The organism is Knoellia pratensis (assembly GCF_042666395.1).
Classification (GTDB): domain Bacteria; phylum Actinomycetota; class Actinomycetes; order Actinomycetales; family Dermatophilaceae; genus Knoellia; species Knoellia pratensis.
The window spans coordinates 480,506-497,483 of sequence record NZ_JBHTDJ010000001.1; the positions used below are offsets into that span (position 1 = coordinate 480,506).

Below are 16,978 nucleotides of genomic sequence, written 5' to 3' on the forward strand. Positions count from 1 at the left end.
CGATGTCCGATCCGGTGGGGCCCGACGAGGAGTCGGCCACGATTCGACGTTCCGACCTGCGGGCCGGGAGGTCGGACTCCGACGCGACCGCGACCGCGGCGCGCAGCAAACGGTCACGGACGCCTGCTCCGGCGTCGGCGCCCGTCGACGGTGAAGAGTCGACCGTCTCCCGCTCCTCGCTCAAGGTCCGCCCGGCCCAGAAGCAACCGAGTCGCCAGCGCTCGTCCGGGGCCACGGCCACCGGTGGCTCGCGGTGGCGCTCGATCCTCGGCCTGCGTCAGCCCGAGGTCGACACCCAGGCCGTGCACCGCAACGACGCCCCCATCGGCGGCGGCGCAGCACCCCCCAGCCGCTCCACGCGTCGACGCCCCGAGCTGCCGACCATCACGCTGCCCCGGGTGCAGATCCCTTCGGCCATCACCCAGACCGGCGCTCGCATCCTCGACCTCACCGGCGACCGCATCAAGCCACTGGCGGAGAAGACGGCGCCGGTGTGGCGACCGGTCTCCAAGACCCTGGCCTGGGTGTCACCGCTCGGATGGACCGTCTTCGGTCTCGGCATCGTCGCCTGGTTCCTTGCCAGCCGCTACGAGTGGACCGAGCTCGCCATGATCGCTGTCGCCTGCCTCGTGCTCTTCCTGGCCTGCGTCGCGCTGGCCATCGGTCGCGCCAAGGTCGAGATCCGCACCGACGTCGATCCGACTCGCGTCACCGTCGGGGAACCCGCCACCGGCCGCATCGAGGTGCGCAACCTCTCCGGCCGCGGCATGCTCCCGTTGCTCGTCGAGCTGCCCGTCGGCCGATCGGCCGCCCGCTTCACCCTGCCCTCGCTCGGGTCCGGCAAGTCCCACGAAGAACTGTTCGTCGTCCCCACCGAGCGCCGCGGCGTCATCCAGGTCGGCCCGGCGACGACCGTGCACGGTGACCCGCTCGGCCTCGTCCGCCGCACCATGGAGTGGACCGAGCAGAGCGAGCTCTTCGTCCACCCCCTCACCACCTCGCTCGAGTCCCTCGGTGCAGGTCTGTTGCGCGACCTCGAGGGTGAGGTCACCCCCGACCTCTCGATGTCGGACCTCGCCTTCCACGCGCTGCGCGAGTACCAGCCAGGTGACGACCGCCGCTACATCCACTGGCGCTCGAGTGCCAAGCACGGCCGACTCCTCGTCCGCCAGTTCCTCGACACCCGCCGTTCGCACCTCGCCGTCGTCGTCGACACGTCCCCGGACGTCTACACCGGTGAGGACGCGGCCGTTGAGCTCGCCATCTCCTGCGCCGCCTCGCTCGCCGTCCGCTCGATCATGGACGAGCAGGACACGACGATCGTCTGCAACGACCAGCGCATCTCCCGCTCCACCGCGCCGCTGACCCTGGACACGTTCGCGCGCGCCAGCGTCGGCCCGATGGACGTCTTCGCCTCGACCGGTGACGCCGCCGCCCTGGCCCCCGATGCCAGCATCGCGATCCTCGTCACGGGTTCCCACCGCCCCTTCATCCAGGTCCAGCGGGCGCTCGCCCAGTTCGAGGTCGAGGTCATCAAGGTCGCGCTCGTCATCGACCCCGACGCGCAGGTCGGTGTCCGCCGTGGCGCCGGTCTGACGATCCTCACCGTGCGTGAGCTGAGCGATGTCCGCCGCGTCCTCTTCAGTGGAGTCCTTGCATGAGTGTCGACGCCACCGCCAGTCGCCGGTCCCTCGCCAGGGAGCGCCGCTCCCGTCCGTCGGCCGACCGGCCCTCGATCCTGGGTATGCCGTCCCGCGACGCGCTCGCCGATCTCGCCTTTGCGCTCGTGCTCGTCACGATCGCGCTGGTCGGCTTCCGCACCGGCTTCATCGGCTGGGAGTGGATGGTCGCCGCAGCGGTGGGTGTCGTCCTTGGCACGCTCGTCGCGCACGTCGCCCTCATCCGGTCCTGGCCCCTGGTCATCACGGCCCTCGTCCTGGTCGCGATCCACTTCGTCCTCGGTGGGCCGGTGGCCGTGCGCGGTGACCTGCTCGGGGGAGTGGTGCCGACGTTCCAGACCTTGCGCGACCTCGCGGTGGCACCGGTGACCGGATGGAAGGAGTGGCTCACCCTGCTCCCGCCGGTCGACGCGCGCGGTCCCCTCGTGGCGTTGCCGTGGCTCACGGGTCTGCTCGGATCGGCCATCACCTACGGGGTTGCCCGACGGTTCGCGAGCGTGGGCGCTGCTGCACTGGCTCCGGTCGTCCTACTCATCGGCAGCATCGCTCTCGGCACGCAGCAACCCGCAGCCAAGCTCGTCCAGGGCGTGCTCTTCGCGCTCGTCCTCATCCTCTGGCTCGTCGCCCGGGCCGCGCGCACCCGCGCGGCCATGCAGAACGGCGCCGGTCGCCAGGCCCGCACCATCACCGGTGTCGTGCTCCTCACCGTCGCGGCTCTCGCGGGTTCGCTCCTTGGACAGTTCCTTCCCGGCACCGACGAGGGAACCGCGCGCGCCGTCGTGCGCAACGAGCTGACCCCGCCCTACGACGTCGCGCAGTTCACGAGCCCCCTGTCCGGCTTCCGTCAGTACACCGAGCCCAACTCCTCCAAGCTCTTCGACGCCGAGATCCTCAAGGTCACCGGCCTCCCGGCTGGGACGCCCGTGCGGTTCGCCACCCTCGACAACTACGACGGCCTCGTCTGGGGTGCGGCCGACCGCGCGCTCGACGGCACGCCGTTCCAGCAGGTCGGATCCCGCATCGCCCCCCGATCCACGGGTGACAAGGTCACGGCGACCGTCACCGTCCCGGACGGCGGGTATGCCGGTGCGTGGCTTCCCGTGGCCGGCTCCACCACCGGTGTCCAGTTCACCGGCGCCCGCAGCAACGACCTCGCCGACGCCCTCTGGCTCAACACCGCCACCGAGACGGCGGTCGTCCCGGCGCTCGTGCAGCCCGGCGACACCTACACCTTCGACGCGATCCTCGACGCCAAGGACTGGTCGGCCAAGCTCCCCGCCGAGCTCGACGTCGCGAGTGGTGGTCAGGTCAATGAGGACACGACCTTCCTCGACGCCAAGCTCGACGCCTGGACCGGTCAGGCCAGCGGGTCCTGGGAGAAGTTCGTGGCGGTCGCCAAGACGATGACGCAGGACGGCGCCTACACCGACGGTGGCACGCCCAACTCCTACGAGAAGGTCTACCTCCCCGGCCACGGCCTCGGTCGCCTCAGCCGCTTCGTCGGCTCGACCCAGCTCGCCGGCAACGACGAGCAGTACGCCTCGACCCTCGCCCTCGTCGGCAACCGCCTCGGCATCCCGAGCCGTGTCGTCATGGGCGCCATCCCCGAGGCCGGAGGCACGATCAAGGGCAAGGACGTCCACGCCTGGGTCGAGGTGCAGGAGAGCAACGGCACGTGGCACGCGCTCCTGCCGACGACCTTCCTCCCCGACCGCAACAAGAAGCCCAACGAGCAGCAGCTCAAGTCCGAGGAGCAGAAGGTCGGCGCCCAGGTGCCCCCTCCGGCAGGCGTGAACCCGCCCTCCGTGCTCCAGGGTCCGGACCAGGCCCAGAACGCCACGGACATCAAGAAGAAGAAGCGCAACCCGCTCGACTTCGGGGCCTGGCCGCTCTGGCTCAAGATCCTCGTGCTCGCACTGGTGCTGCCGATCCTCCTGGCGCTCGCGGCATACGCCGTCATTCGCTGGCTCAAGGCTCGCCGCCGGCGCAAGCACGCGAGCACCGGTCCCACTCCGTCGCGGGTGGCATGGGTGTGGCGTGACCTTGTCACCGATGCCCGCAGTCTGGGCATCGCCGTGCCCAAGGGCGCGACGCGGCTCGAGCAGGCGACCACCTTCCCGCAGACCGTCGCTGCCGAACCCATCGCGACCGGGGCCAACCTCGCGGTCTTCGGCCCCGGGGACCCTGAGCCCGAGATGGCGACGTCCCTCCTCGCCGACGCCGACGCCGTCCGCAAGGAGCTGCGCGGATCGGTGTCGACATGGCGCGCCCTGCGTTCCGACATCAGCATCCGGCCGCTCCTCGAGCGCGACGGCTCGCCCCGCACGAAGCGCAGTCTCCCCAGCCTGCCGTCCCTGCGCCGCACGAGCAGCGCCGAAGGGTCGTTGTGAGTCTGTTCGGCCGCTCCAACCGCAACACCCCGGCGACACGATCCACACGCCGGGAGCGCAGCCGGGCGCGCATCGCGTCGACCGCGGTGGTCGTCATCGCCGCGTCGACGATGGGCTACGCCGCCGTGACGTCGCAGGGGGCGACGGTCCACGAGGCCGACGTCGGTGATGGCGGGGTGTGGATCACCTCGGATGTGCAGGCCAAGTTCGGTCGACTCAACAAGGCCGCGTCCCAGCTCGACGCGGGGGTGGCGGCGGATGTCGCGCCGGGGTCGGGTCTCGACGTGCTCCAGGACGGGTCGGCCGTCATCGCGTGGTCCAAGGCGACGGCTCAGCTGCAGCCGATCGACGTGCGGACGGCGCAGTTCCGCGAAGAGACGGCGACCGCTCCGGCGGTCCCGTCACGCGAACCCGGGCGCATCTCGCCCACCCTCGTCGACCTGCGCGGCGGCACGATTGCGGCCGTCGATCCCAAGTCCGGCAAGGTCTGGGCGCAGCGGGTCGATGCACGCAAGGGCATCGAGAACCTCTCTGGCCTGGGCACGGGTGCCAAGCCGCTGGCCACGGTCGGCGGGGACGCGGTCCTGGCTGTGGGTCAGGACGGTGCGATCCATGTCGCGTCGGGCGCGAAGGGCAGTGTCACGACGATCCGCCCCGGCGGCCGGGCCTTCACCAAGCCGGTCACCGAACCGAGCGGCGCCAAGGGCAACCGGCTCCAGGTCACCGCTCTCGGGTCCGCCTGGGCGGTCTACGACCCGGCACGCGACGCCGTCCACAGCAGTGGTCACACCGACGGTGTTGCCGCAGGGATCGCCTCTGCCGAGGGCGAATCCGCGTATGCCGCGGTGCAGCTTCCCGGGCCGAAGGCCGATTCCGTCGCGGTCGCCGGTGGGAGCACCCTGCGTATGGTCCGGCTCTCTGGAGGGACCGCCAGCGGCGGCGTCGAGGTCTCCGAGCAGATGAACCGCAGCGGCACCGTTCCCCTCCCGGCGCACCCGGTGGCGCTGGCTGGGTGTGTCCACGGTGCCTGGTCCGAGCCGGGCAAGGTCTTCTACGGCGTCAACTGTGGCCGCGAGCAGCCCGTGCCCACCGGCACCATCGACAACGTCAGCGAGACGCCTCTTCGCGACGGCGTCGCCTTCCGCGTCAACCGTGGTCTGATCGTCCTCAACGACCTCGACAACGGCTCCGCGTGGGACGTCCAGAGCGACAAGCAGAAGATCGACAACTGGGATGCGCTCATCCCACCGCCGCAGCGTGACGAGGACAACAAGAAGAAGGACAAGAACCTCGTCGACGACGCCGTGGCCCAACAGCCACCAACGGCAAAGCCGGACAACCTCACGGTCCGGGCAGGTCGCACGAGCAAGCTCCACGTCCTCGACAACGACACCGACGCCGCCGGGTCCGTGCTCGCGATCGACCCCCGCGACGTCAGCGCGACCTCCGATCCTGACATCCGCCCTTCCGTGTCGGCCGACGGCCAGAGCATCGATGTCACGGTGCCGGCCGGCACGGATGCGCCGTTCCAGTTCACCTATCTCGTGGGCAACGGCAAGGTCAAGGCCAAGGCACGCGCGACCGTCAAGGTGAGCATCGCCTCCGAGACGTCGAACAACGCCCCGTTCCTGCGCGAGGGTCAGGCCAAGCTGGCCAAGACGGCATACCCCGTTCTTGCCGGAAAGCGCCTCGCGGTCCCCGTCGTCGCCGACTGGCGTGACCCCGAGTCCGACCCGGTCATCGCCACCGTTGACGGTGAGTCGCTGAGCATCGATGGTCAGGGCCGCCTCGCCTACCTCGCGCCGCCCACCCCCGGCAAGGGCAAGATCGACTACGTCGTCGAGGACGGCCGCGGTGGTCGCACCAAGGGCACCGTGCCTGTCGACGTCATCGCCCTCACGGAGACGCGGGCCCGACCGCCGGTGACCCAGCCCGACGTCATCCGTGGCGTCGTGGGCAAGTCGCTGCAGATCGAACCGCTCGGCAACGACATTGCCGGCGCCGACCCGGGCGATCCCGACGACACGATGCACCTTGCTGGCGAGGTCCGGGCGGCCGGCGCGCTGACCGTCGACACCAACCTCGACACCAACGTCGTCACCGTGAGCCCATCCGGAGCGGGGACCTTCGAACTTTCGTATGCCGCCCAGGTCGGTGGTGGGGTCACTCCCGGTCGCATCCGCGTGGACGTCATTGAGGCGGCCGACCCTGAGGCGCCACCGGTTGCGGTGGGGGACACGGCGACGCTGCGCGACCAGTCCCCGACTCTGGTCGACCCGCTGGCCAATGACTACAGCCCTCGAGCGGACGTCCTCGTCACGCAGGGGGCGACGGCCGCGACGGGTGAGGACTCGTGGCTGCAGGCCTCGATCTATCAGGGGCGGTGGATCCGGGTGGTGGCGCTCGAACCCGCTGGCTCGGCTGCCGACGCCACCCGTCGGGGAACGATCCGCTACACCGTGAGCGACGGGTCCAAGACGGCGACCGGTGAGCTCACGGTGACCCAGAAGCCTTCTCTCGACCTCAATCCCGTGGTCGAGGACGACACGGCCGTCGTGCGCGAGGGCGACACTGTCGCGGTCCCCGTCCTCGACAACGACACCATGGCTGACGGCATCCCCCTGAAGATCGATCCCAACAGCGTCAAGGTGCTCGGCAAGGGCGTGCAGCAGACGGCGTTCGCGTCGGGCAACGTCGTCCGCTTCGTGCCGTGGGCCACCAAGCTCACTGCCGAACAGCCGGTCACGGTCGAATATGCGGCCTATCCCGAGGGTATGCCGGAGCGCGCACAGACCGGTCGCGTCGCCATCCGCGTCAGACCGCTTCCGACGAAGGCCAACCCCAACCAGGTGCCGGTGGCGCGCAGCTTCTCGTCCTCGGTCACGGCGGGGGACCCGCTGACGATCACCGTTCCGACGACCGGTGTCGACCCCGACGGTGACACCGTCGGGGTGACCGGTGTCGTCGGCACGAATGGTGGCCCGGTGGCCGTCACCCTGGGACGCATCGTGTCGACCGGCCCGGCGACGATCCGCTACGAGTCCTTCCCCACGGCTTCGGGTACCGAGGTCATCAACTACGAGGTCGTCGACCGCTTCGGCGGGGTGAGCCGGGCGTTCGTGCGTGTCGGTGTCGTTGCCCCCGGCGATGCCCAGCCACCCGTGGCCATCGACGACTCGGTGACGGCTGCTCCCGGCAAGACCGTGACGGTCCCGATCACTGCCAACGACCTCATCGCCCGCGGTGACTCCGTCGACCTCGAGTACGAGAAGCTCAACCCCGGCTCCGAGATGTCGCAGTGGAAGGTCGATGGCGAGGACCAGACCGTGTCGACCAAGGTCCCGGAGGAAGGGGCTCCGGTCCACGACTTCGTCTATGGGATCACCAACGGCCTCTTCGACCCGTCGCGGGCCAGCCTTCTGGTGCGCGGGCAGAAGGACTACCTCAACCCACCCACGGCCATCGATGATGTCGCGAAGCCCAAGGGCGGCGAGGCCGTGACCGTGGTCGATGTGTTGGCCAACGACACCGACGTCGACTCCGACCCGGCGACCCTCAAGGTCGTGGAGGTCCTCTCACCGAACGCCAAGATGGTGGGTTCCAAGGTCCAGGTGAGCATCCTCGACCACCCGTACACCGCGGCCTACGTCATCGAGGACGAGGACGGCGCCAAGGCGATGGCCGTCATCCACGTTCCACGTGGAACAGGCGGCACGCCCTTCGTCGTCGAAGGCGCCGTCATCGAGATGGACAAGGACGCGACCAAGACCGTCCGCTTGGGTGACTACGTGAAGTCACCGCAGTCGCGCACGCTGGGGATCACCTCCGCGAGCACCATCTCTGCTGCTCCCGCAAAGAACCTCCGGTTGACCGCTGACTCCGACGGCACCTTGAACCTCACGTCGTCCGGCGGGTACGTCGGTCCGGCCTCGGTGATGTTCGAGGTCACCGACCAGATGAGCGATGACCAGAAGGACGTCCACACGGCCTACGTGTCGGTTCCCGTCCAGATCGGACCCAAGGTTCCGCTCCTGCGTTGCCCGACCACGGCCGTGACGGTTCTGGCCGGCGGCCTTCCACGCGCCATCGACATCCCCACGCTGTGCCGCGCCTGGCTCCCCGTCGGCATGTCGATGGATGAGGTTGCCTTCACCTCCGACTGGGAGCGCGAAGCCGCCGACGTCGAGCTCAAGCGTGACGGGACGGGTGAGCGGGTCGTGACCCTGAGCGCGGGGTCGGGTGCGCGTTCCGGCAAGGGCGTCCTGCGTGTCGGTGTCGCAGGATCAGACGTGACTGCTGCCGTGAACGTGACGGTCCTCGGTAACAGCCAGCAGGCCAGCGCCACTGATCCGCTGGCCAACATGCCGCCACCACGGTTGCGCCCGATCACGATCAACGGGCTCCAGGAGGGCGAGAGCCAGCAGGTCGACCTCCGGTCCTACCTCGACTCGCCACTCAAGGACGCCAAGTGCTCGGTGGACGCGGCCTCCGTGACGAGCGGCCGCAGCCTCACCGTCTCCCGCAGCGGATGTTCGATCACCGTGTCGGCCGGGCCCAAGCCGAGTCCCACGGGCCGCATCGCGCTCTCCGTGTCGGACGCCCCCGGTCGCGTCGCCAGCGGCGCAGTGAGTGTGACGATGCTCGGTCGCCCCGATCCTCCGACTACCGTTGCCGCGCAGGCCGATCGCGATGCTGGCGGTCGGGCGCGGGTCAGCTGGTCGGCCCCCGCCTACGACGGTGGCGCACCCATCCGCACCTATACCGCGAAGTGGACCGGCGGGTCCACCGGAACCCGCGACTGCACCGCGTCGCCGTGCACGATCGATGGGCTGACCAACGGCAAGGACTACTTCTTCACCGTCACCGCAACGAACATCGTTGGCGAGGGCGATCCCGGTGGTCCGAGCACCGCGGCCCGCCCGGACACCAAGCCGGGGCCGGTCAACGGCGTGACGATGGTCAGTCGCGGCGACGGGTCGTTGACGATCAACTGGACCCCTCCCGAGAACAAGGGCTCGGCCGTGTCCAAGTACGTCCTGCGGCTCGTGCCCACCGGCGGCGGCACACCCCGGACGGCTGAGGTCGCAGCGCCCGCGACGTCAACGACGGTGACCGGCCTCAACAACATGAGTGAGTACTCGGTTGCGGCCCAGGCCTACAACGAGGCCGGCCCGGGACCCTTCGGCACTGCGACGACGATGCAGTCGGCGGGCACCCCGCCTGCGCCGGCGGGATTCAAGGCGACGCCCGACGGACCCGGTGCCAACAAGGACCTGGCCGCGATCTCGTTGACCTGGAACACAACCAGCCCCAACGGTCCGCCACTGAAGAACTACACGGTCAAACGCCGCGTCAACGGTGGCGCGTGGGTCCTGCTCAAGACGGTGCCCGCCTCGTCGACCCAGGCGACCGACCAGGTCCAGTACGACGGCCGGGTCTACGACTACGTCGTCACCGCCACCAACGGCGCCGACCTCGAGTCGCCCAACAGCGCGGTGCAGTCGTTCACCTCGATCGGCATCCCTTCAGACCCTTCGGTGACGGCATCCACCCCGTCCAACAACGAGAAGGTCCGTCTCGTCGTCAACCTCGGCCAGCCCCGCGCGGGGGGCTTCACGGCAGTGCGGTGGCAGTCCTCGGACGGCCCCTCGGGCACGTTCACCTGCGGCAGCTGCCCAGCCGGGGGCCAGATCACGATCACCACCAGTGTGCTGCGGACCGTGAACCAGTCGTTCACCGTGACGACCGACAACGGCACGCACTCGTCCAATCCGGCGCGCAGCAACCCGGTCCAGCCCTACGGCCCGACGCCGCAACCCACCCCGAATGGCGGATCGACGTCGGGACAGAGCGTGACCTACAACTGGAACCTGCCGACCAACGGTCGCCCCATCAACCGGGTCCGGGTCACCGGCGCCGCCAACTACGACGGCGGGCCCATCAACTCGATCTCGGCCAGCGGCGGCTACTCGCAGAACCTCACCATCCACATCACCGCCTGGTCGGCGGGTGGCCAGTCACCGACGCTCGACATGACGAGGACCACCGACCCTCCGCCGCAGCCCCAGGTGACGAACCTTCGTCCTGGCGTGAACTATGTCGATGCCGATGGTGTGGGTTCGTGCCGCTACGCCCCGGGTTGTCCGCGGGTCAGATTCGACTACTCCGAGTTCCCGTCGGGCTCTGGCTCCTACACCTGTGAGGACCAACAGGGTTCCATCGGCCCGTATTCGTTCACGAGCACCGGCAGCGGGACGGTCGAAGGATGGTGCATCTACGCCAGGAACAGCAACAACCGAATCCGGATCGTCGCGACCGTGAATGGCCAGACCGGCGCGTCAGACTGGGTGAACTGGTAGCCATGGCTCGATTCGCGGGAATTCTCCCCATCGCCACATCTCTCGGCTCATGGCCGCTGCACATTGATCAGAAGGGGATGCTCGCCCACACGGGTGAGTGAGGTCAGCCGATGAAACGCACTTCACGCCGGGTGTCGGGGTCGTCCAGAGGCCGCCGGGGCATCGCCTCCGTCGGCGCCGTCGCCATCGCTGCCTCGATGCTCACGTATGCCGCCGTGACCAGCCAGGGGTCGACCGTCCACGAGGCCGATGTCGGTGACGGTGGCGTGTGGATCACCTCGGACGTGCAGGCCAAGTTCGGCCGGCTCAACAAGGCCGCGTCCCAGCTCGACGCCGGTGTCGCCGCCGACGTGGCGCCGGGTTCGGGTCTCGACGTGCTGCAGGACGGATCGGCGGTCATCGCGTGGTCCAAGTCCACCGCCCAGCTCCAGCCGATCGACGTGCGGACGGCGCAGTTCCGCGAGGAGACCGCGACTGCTCCAGCGGTCCCGGCACGTGAACCCGGACGCATCTCGCCCTCCCTCGTTGACCTGCGCGGCGGCACGATCGCGGCCCTCGACCCCAAGACCGGCAAGATCTGGGCGCAGCGGGTCGACGCCCGCAAGGGCGTCGAGAATCTCTCTGGCCTGGGGACCGGTGCCAAGCCGTTGGCCACCGTCGGCGGCGATGCCGTCCTCGCTGTTGGGCAGGACGGCGCGATCCATGTCGCGTCCGGCGCCAAGGGGACGGTCACGACGATCCGCCCTGGCGGCCGGGCCTTCACCAAACCCGTTACCGAGCCCAGCGGCGCCAAGGGAAACCGGCTCCAGATCACCGCCCTGGGATCTGACTGGGCGATCTATGACTCAGGGCACGACGCTGTCCACAGCAGCGGTCACACCGATGGTGTCGCCGCAGGCATCGCCTCTGCCGAGGGCGAATCCGCGTATGCCGCGGTGCAGCTTCCCGGGCCGAAGGCCGATTCCGTGGCGGTCGCCGGTGGCAACGGCTTGCGGATGGTTCCTCTGGGCGGCGGCAACGGCACCGGGGGCATCGAGGTCTCCGAACGGATGAACCGCAGCGGCACGGTGCCACTCCCGGCGCACCCCGTGGTGCTGGCTGGATGTGTCCACGGTGCCTGGTCCGAGCCGGGCAAGGTCTTCTACGGCGTGAACTGTGGTCGGGAGCAGCCCGTGCCCACCGGCACCATCGACAACGTCAGTGAGACGCCCCTTCGCGACGGTGTTGCCTTCCGCGTCAACCGCGGTGTGATCGTCCTCAACGACCTCGACAACGGCTCCGCGTGGGACGTCCAGAGCGACAAGCAGAAGATCGACAACTGGGACGCCCTCATCCCGCCACCGCAGCGCGACGAGGACAACAAGAAGAAGGACAAGAACCTCGTCGACGACGCCGTGGCCCAACAACCGCCAACGGCAAAACCCGACAACCTCATCGTGCGCCCCGGACGCACGAGCAAGCTGCACGTCCTCGACAACGACACCGACGCGGCAGGTTCGGTCCTCGCGATCGACCCCCGCGATGTCAGCGCGACCTCGAACCCCGACATCCGCGCGTCGGTCTCTGCCGACGGGCAGAGCATCGATGTGGTTGTCCCCCCCGGTACGTCCGCCCCCTTCCAGTTCACCTATCTCGTGGGCAACGGCAAGGTCAAGGCCAAGGCGCGCGCGGCCGTCAAGGTCAACATTGCTGCTGAGGCCACCAACAACGCCCCGTTCGTGCGCGAGGGCCAGGCCAAGCTGGCCAAGACGGCATACCCCGTCCTGGCCGGAAAGCGCCTCGCGGTTCCGGTGATCGCCGACTGGCGCGACCCCGAGTCCGACCCGGTCATCGCGACCGTCGAGGGTGACTCGTTGAGCATCGACGGTCAGGGCCGCCTCGCCTACCTCGCTCCGCCGACGGCGGGCAAGGGCAAGATCGACTATCTCGCCGAGGACGGTCGTGGCGGCCGGACCAAGGGCGCCGTGCCTGTCGACGTCATCGCCCTCACCGAGACCCGGGCCCGACCGCCGGTGACCCAGCCCGACGTCATCCGCGGAGTGGTCGGCAAGTCGCTGCAGATCGAACCGCTCGGCAACGACATCGCCGGCGTGGACCCGAGCGATCCCGACGACACGATGCATCTCGCCGGCGAGGTCCGTGCCACAGGCGCGCTCACCGTCGACACGAACCTCGACACCAACGTCGTCACGGTCACCCCATCCGGAGCGGGGACCTTCGAACTCTCGTATGCCGCTCAGGTCGGTGGGGGTGTGGCTCCCGGTCGCATCCGGGTGGACGTCATCGATGCCGCCGATCCCGACGCGCCGCCCGTGGCCGTCGGTGACACGGCGACGCTGCGCGACCAGTCGCCGACGCTCGTCGACCCGCTCGCCAATGACTACAGCCCACGCGCCGACGTCCTCGTCACGCAAGGTGCAATTGGTGCCACGAGTGAGGACTCGTGGCTGCAGGCCTCGATCTACCAGGGGCGCTGGATCCGGGTGGTGGCCCTCGAAACCGCTGGTGCCGCCGCCGACTCGACCCGCCGAGGGACGATCCGCTACACCGTGAGCGACGGGTCCAAGAGAGCGACCGGTGAGATCTCGGTGACCCAGAAACCGGCGGTCGCCCTCAACCCCGTCGTCGAGGACGACAAAGCCGTGGTGCGCGAAGGTGACACGGTGGCTGCGTCGGTCCTCGACAACGACACCATGGCTGACGGCATCCCCCTGAAGATCGATCCCAACAGCGTCAAGGTGCTCGGCAAGGGTGTGCAGCAGACGGCGTTCGCTTCGGGCAACGTCGTGCGGTTCGTGCCCTGGCAGCAGAAGCTGACGGTCGAGCAGCAGGTGACAGTCGAGTACGCCGCCTATCCCGAGGGTATGCCGGAGCGCGCGCAGACCGGTCGTGTCGCCATCCGCGTCAGACCGCTTCCGACGAAGGCCAACCCCAACCAGGTGCCGGTGGCGCGCAGCTTCTCGAGCTCGGTGACGGCCGGGGACCCGCTGACGATCACCGTGCCGACGACCGGAGTCGACGCCGACGGTGACACGGTCGGCGTGACCGGTGTCGTCGGCACGAACGGCGGCCCGGTCGACCTCACGCTCGGTCGAGTGGTCTCCACGGGCCCGTCGACGATCCGGTACGAGTCCTTCCCGACGGCTTCGGGCACCGAGGTCATCAACTACGAGGTCATCGACCGGTTCGGCGGCGTGAGCCGCGCGTTCGTCCGGGTCGGAGTCGTGGCCCCCGCCGATGCCCAGCCGCCCGTGGCCATCGACGACACGGTGACGGCCGCGCCCGGCAAGACCGTGACGGTCCCGATCACCGCCAACGACCTCATCGCCCGCGGCGACTCCGTCGACCTCGAGTACGACAAGCTCAACCCCGGCTCCGAGAAGGGGCAATGGAAGGTCGACGCCGAGGACCAGACTGTCTCCACCAAGGTCCCGAAGGAAGGTGCCCCGGTCCACGACTTCATCTACGGCATCACCAACGGTCTCTTCGACCCCTCTCGCGCCAGCCTGCTCGTGCGCGGTCAGAAGAAGTACCTCAACCCCCCGACCGCCACTGACGACGTCGCCAAGCCCAAGGGCGGGGAGGCGTCGACGGTCGTGGACGTCCTCGTCAACGACACCGACATCGACTCCGACCCGGCAACCCTCAAGGTCGTCGAGGTCCTCTCACCGAACGCCAAGATCGTCGGTTCCAAGGTCCAGGTGAGCATCCTGGACCACCCCTACACCGCGGCCTACGTCATCGAGGACGAGGACGGCGCCAAGGCGATGGCCGTCATCCATGTTCCACGTGGAACGGGTGGCACGCCGTTCGTCGTCGAGGGCGCCGTCATCGAGATGGACAAGGACGCGACCAAGACCGTCCGCCTCGCTGACTACGTGAAGTCGCCGCAGTCGCGGACCCTGGGCATCACCTCGGCGAGCACCATTTCCGCTGCTCCCTCCGGCAACCTGCGGCTGACTGCCGATGGTGGTTCGCTCAACCTCACCTCGTCGGGTGGCTACGTCGGTCCGGCCTCGGTGATGTTCGAGGTCACCGACCAGATGAGCGATGACCAGAAGGATGTCCACACGGCATACGTCTCGGTTCCCGTGCAGATCGGACCCAAGGTTCCGCTCCTGCGGTGCCCGACCACCGCGGTGACCGTGCTCGCTGGCGGCCTGCCTCGCGCCGTGGACATTCCTGCCCTGTGTCGCGTCTGGCTGCCCGTGGGGATGTCGATGGAGGAGGTTGCCTTCACCTCGGACTGGGAGCGAGAGGCCGCCGACGTCGAGCTCAAACGTGGCGGGACGGGTGAGCGGGTCGTGACGCTGAGCGCGGGCTCGGGCGCGCGATCGGGCAAGGGCACGCTCAAGGTCGGCGTCAAGGGTTCCGACCTCACGGGCATCGTCAATGTCACCGTCCTGGGTGATCCCTCGGGGCAGGTTGCCTCGACCGATCCGTTCGCCAACATGCCGCCGCCTCGACTGCGACCCATCACGATCAACGGGCTCCAGGAGGGCGACAGCCAGCAGGTCGACATCCGGTCCTATCTCGACTCACCGCTCAAGGATGCGCAGTGCTCCGTGGACGCGGCCTCGGTGACGAGCGGCCAGAGTCTCACGGTCACGCGCAGCGGTTGTTCGATCACTGTCTCGGCCGGGCCCAAGCCGAGTCCGACCGGGCGCATCGCGCTCTCCGTGTCGGACGCCCCCGGTCGCGTCGCCAGTGGCGCGGTCAGTGTGACGATGCTGGGTCGTCCCGGTGCGCCGACTTCTGTTGCGGCACAGGCAGATCGCGATGCCGGTGGCCGGGCGCGGGTCAGCTGGTCTGCGCCGGCCTACGACGGTGGCGCCCCGATTCGCACCTATACGGCGAAGTGGACCGGCGGGTCCACCGGAACTCTCGACTGCACCGCGTCGCCGTGCACGATCGACGGGTTGACCAATGGCAAGGACTACTTCTTCACCGTCACGGCGACCAACGTCGTCGGTGAGGGCGACCCGGGCGGTCCGAGCACCGCCGCGCGTCCCGACACCAAGCCGGGACCGGTCAACGGCGTGACGATGGTCAGTCGCGGCGACGGGTCGTTGACGATCAACTGGAGTGCGCCCGAGAACAAGGGCTCGCCCGTGTCGAAGTACGTCCTGCGCCTGGTGCCCACGGGCGGTGGCACACCTCGCATGGCAGAAGTTGCGGCGCCAGGGACGTCGACCACGGTGACCGGCCTCAACAACATGAATGAGTACTCCGTCGCGGCCCAGGCCTACAACGAGGCCGGGCCGGGCCCCTTCGGCACAGCGACGACGATGCAGTCGGCGGGCACCCCACCGGCACCGGCGGGATTCAAGGCGACACCCGACGGTCCCGGCGCCAACAAGGACCTGGCCGCGATCTCGTTGACCTGGAACACGACCAGCCCCAACGGTCCGCCACTGAAGAACTACACGGTCAAGCGCCGCGTCAACGGTGGCGTGTGGGCGCCTCTCAAGACGGTGCCGGCGTCGTCGACGCAAGCCACCGACCAGGTCCAGTACGACGGCCGCGTGTACGACTACGTCGTCACCGCCACCAATGGCGCCGACCTCGAGTCGCCCAACAGTGCGGTGCAGTCGTTCACCTCGATCGGCATTCCGTCGACCCCGACGGTCGAGGCCCAGAACCCGACGACCAACGACGAGAAGGTCCGCCTCACGGTCAACCTCGGCCAGCCGCGAGCGGGGGGCTTCACGGCAGTCCGCTGGCAGTCCTCGGACGGCCCCTCGGGCACGTTCTCCTGCGGCAGCTGCCCGCCTGGCGGCCAGATCACCATCACGACCAGTGTTCTGCGGACCGTGAACCAGTCGTTCACCGTGACAACGGACAACGGCACGCACTCGTCGAACCCAGCGCGCAGCAACTCGGTCCAGCCCTATGGCCCCACGCCCAAGCCCGTGGCCAATGGTGGGTCCACATCAGGCCAGAACGTGACCTTCAACTGGACCCTGCCGACCAACGGCCGACCCATCACCCGGGTCAGGGTCACCGGCGCCGCATCACACGACGGCGGCCCGATCACCTCCATCTCCGCGAGCGGTGGCTTCTCGCAGGACCTGACCATCCACATCACGGCCTACTCCGCCGGTGGCACCTCGCCCGTCCTCGACATGACGAGGCGGACGGACAACCCGCCGCCGCCGGTGGTCAAGGTCGAGCACGGACCCAAGGTCACGGGCCGGAGCTCCTGCACCGATGCCCTCCCCTGCTATCAAGTGAGGAACACCGTGTCCGGCTTCCAGGGAGGCACGGTTTCGTGCACGGCGTACTCGAAGTCCACGACCCCCGCGTACTTCGGGGATTACAACGACTCCTGGACCCAAGGGGACGGAACGACCAGGGACGACTCCAACTTCCTGGGTTGGGGGAGCTACGACGTGGTCACCGTGACCTGCACCAAGGGGGCGTTGACGCAAACCGACTCAGTGAACTGGAGGTACTGATGCGGGGAGTTCTCCCCATGCCCAAAGGGCTCGGGTCATGGCATGCTTCACAGGATCGGAAGGGGAGCTCACCAACACGGGTGAGTGAGGTC

The 16,978-nt window shown here is 68.9% G+C and carries 4 protein-coding genes; all 4 read left to right on the forward strand.

From position 1 onward, the window contains the following. The first annotated feature begins 2 nt into the window (after positions 1-2). The 4 genes from ACFQRE_RS02230 to ACFQRE_RS02245 all read left to right on the forward strand — a co-directional run bounded on the left by ACFQRE_RS02230 (position 3) and on the right by ACFQRE_RS02245 (position 16,886). Entirely contained in the window at positions 3-1,661 is a 1,659-nt protein-coding gene (locus tag ACFQRE_RS02230) for a DUF58 domain-containing protein (protein ID WP_380118402.1), read from the forward strand. Next, positions 1,658-4,069, forward strand: coding sequence for a transglutaminaseTgpA domain-containing protein (locus tag ACFQRE_RS02235; protein WP_380118405.1), 2,412 nt, complete (start codon positions 1,658-1,660; stop codon positions 4,067-4,069). Before ACFQRE_RS02230 ends, ACFQRE_RS02235 begins: the two co-directional genes overlap by 4 nt. Beyond that, positions 4,066-10,428, forward strand: coding sequence for a fibronectin type III domain-containing protein (locus ACFQRE_RS02240; protein WP_380118408.1), 6,363 nt, complete (start codon positions 4,066-4,068; stop codon positions 10,426-10,428). Before ACFQRE_RS02235 ends, ACFQRE_RS02240 begins: the two co-directional genes overlap by 4 nt. Positions 10,429-10,538: 110 nt before the next feature. Further along, positions 10,539-16,886 carry a fibronectin type III domain-containing protein gene (locus ACFQRE_RS02245; RefSeq protein WP_380118410.1) on the forward strand — a complete coding sequence of 2,116 codons (6,348 nt, stop codon included), beginning with the start codon at positions 10,539-10,541 and terminating at the stop codon, positions 16,884-16,886. Positions 16,887-16,978: the final 92 nt, after the last annotated feature.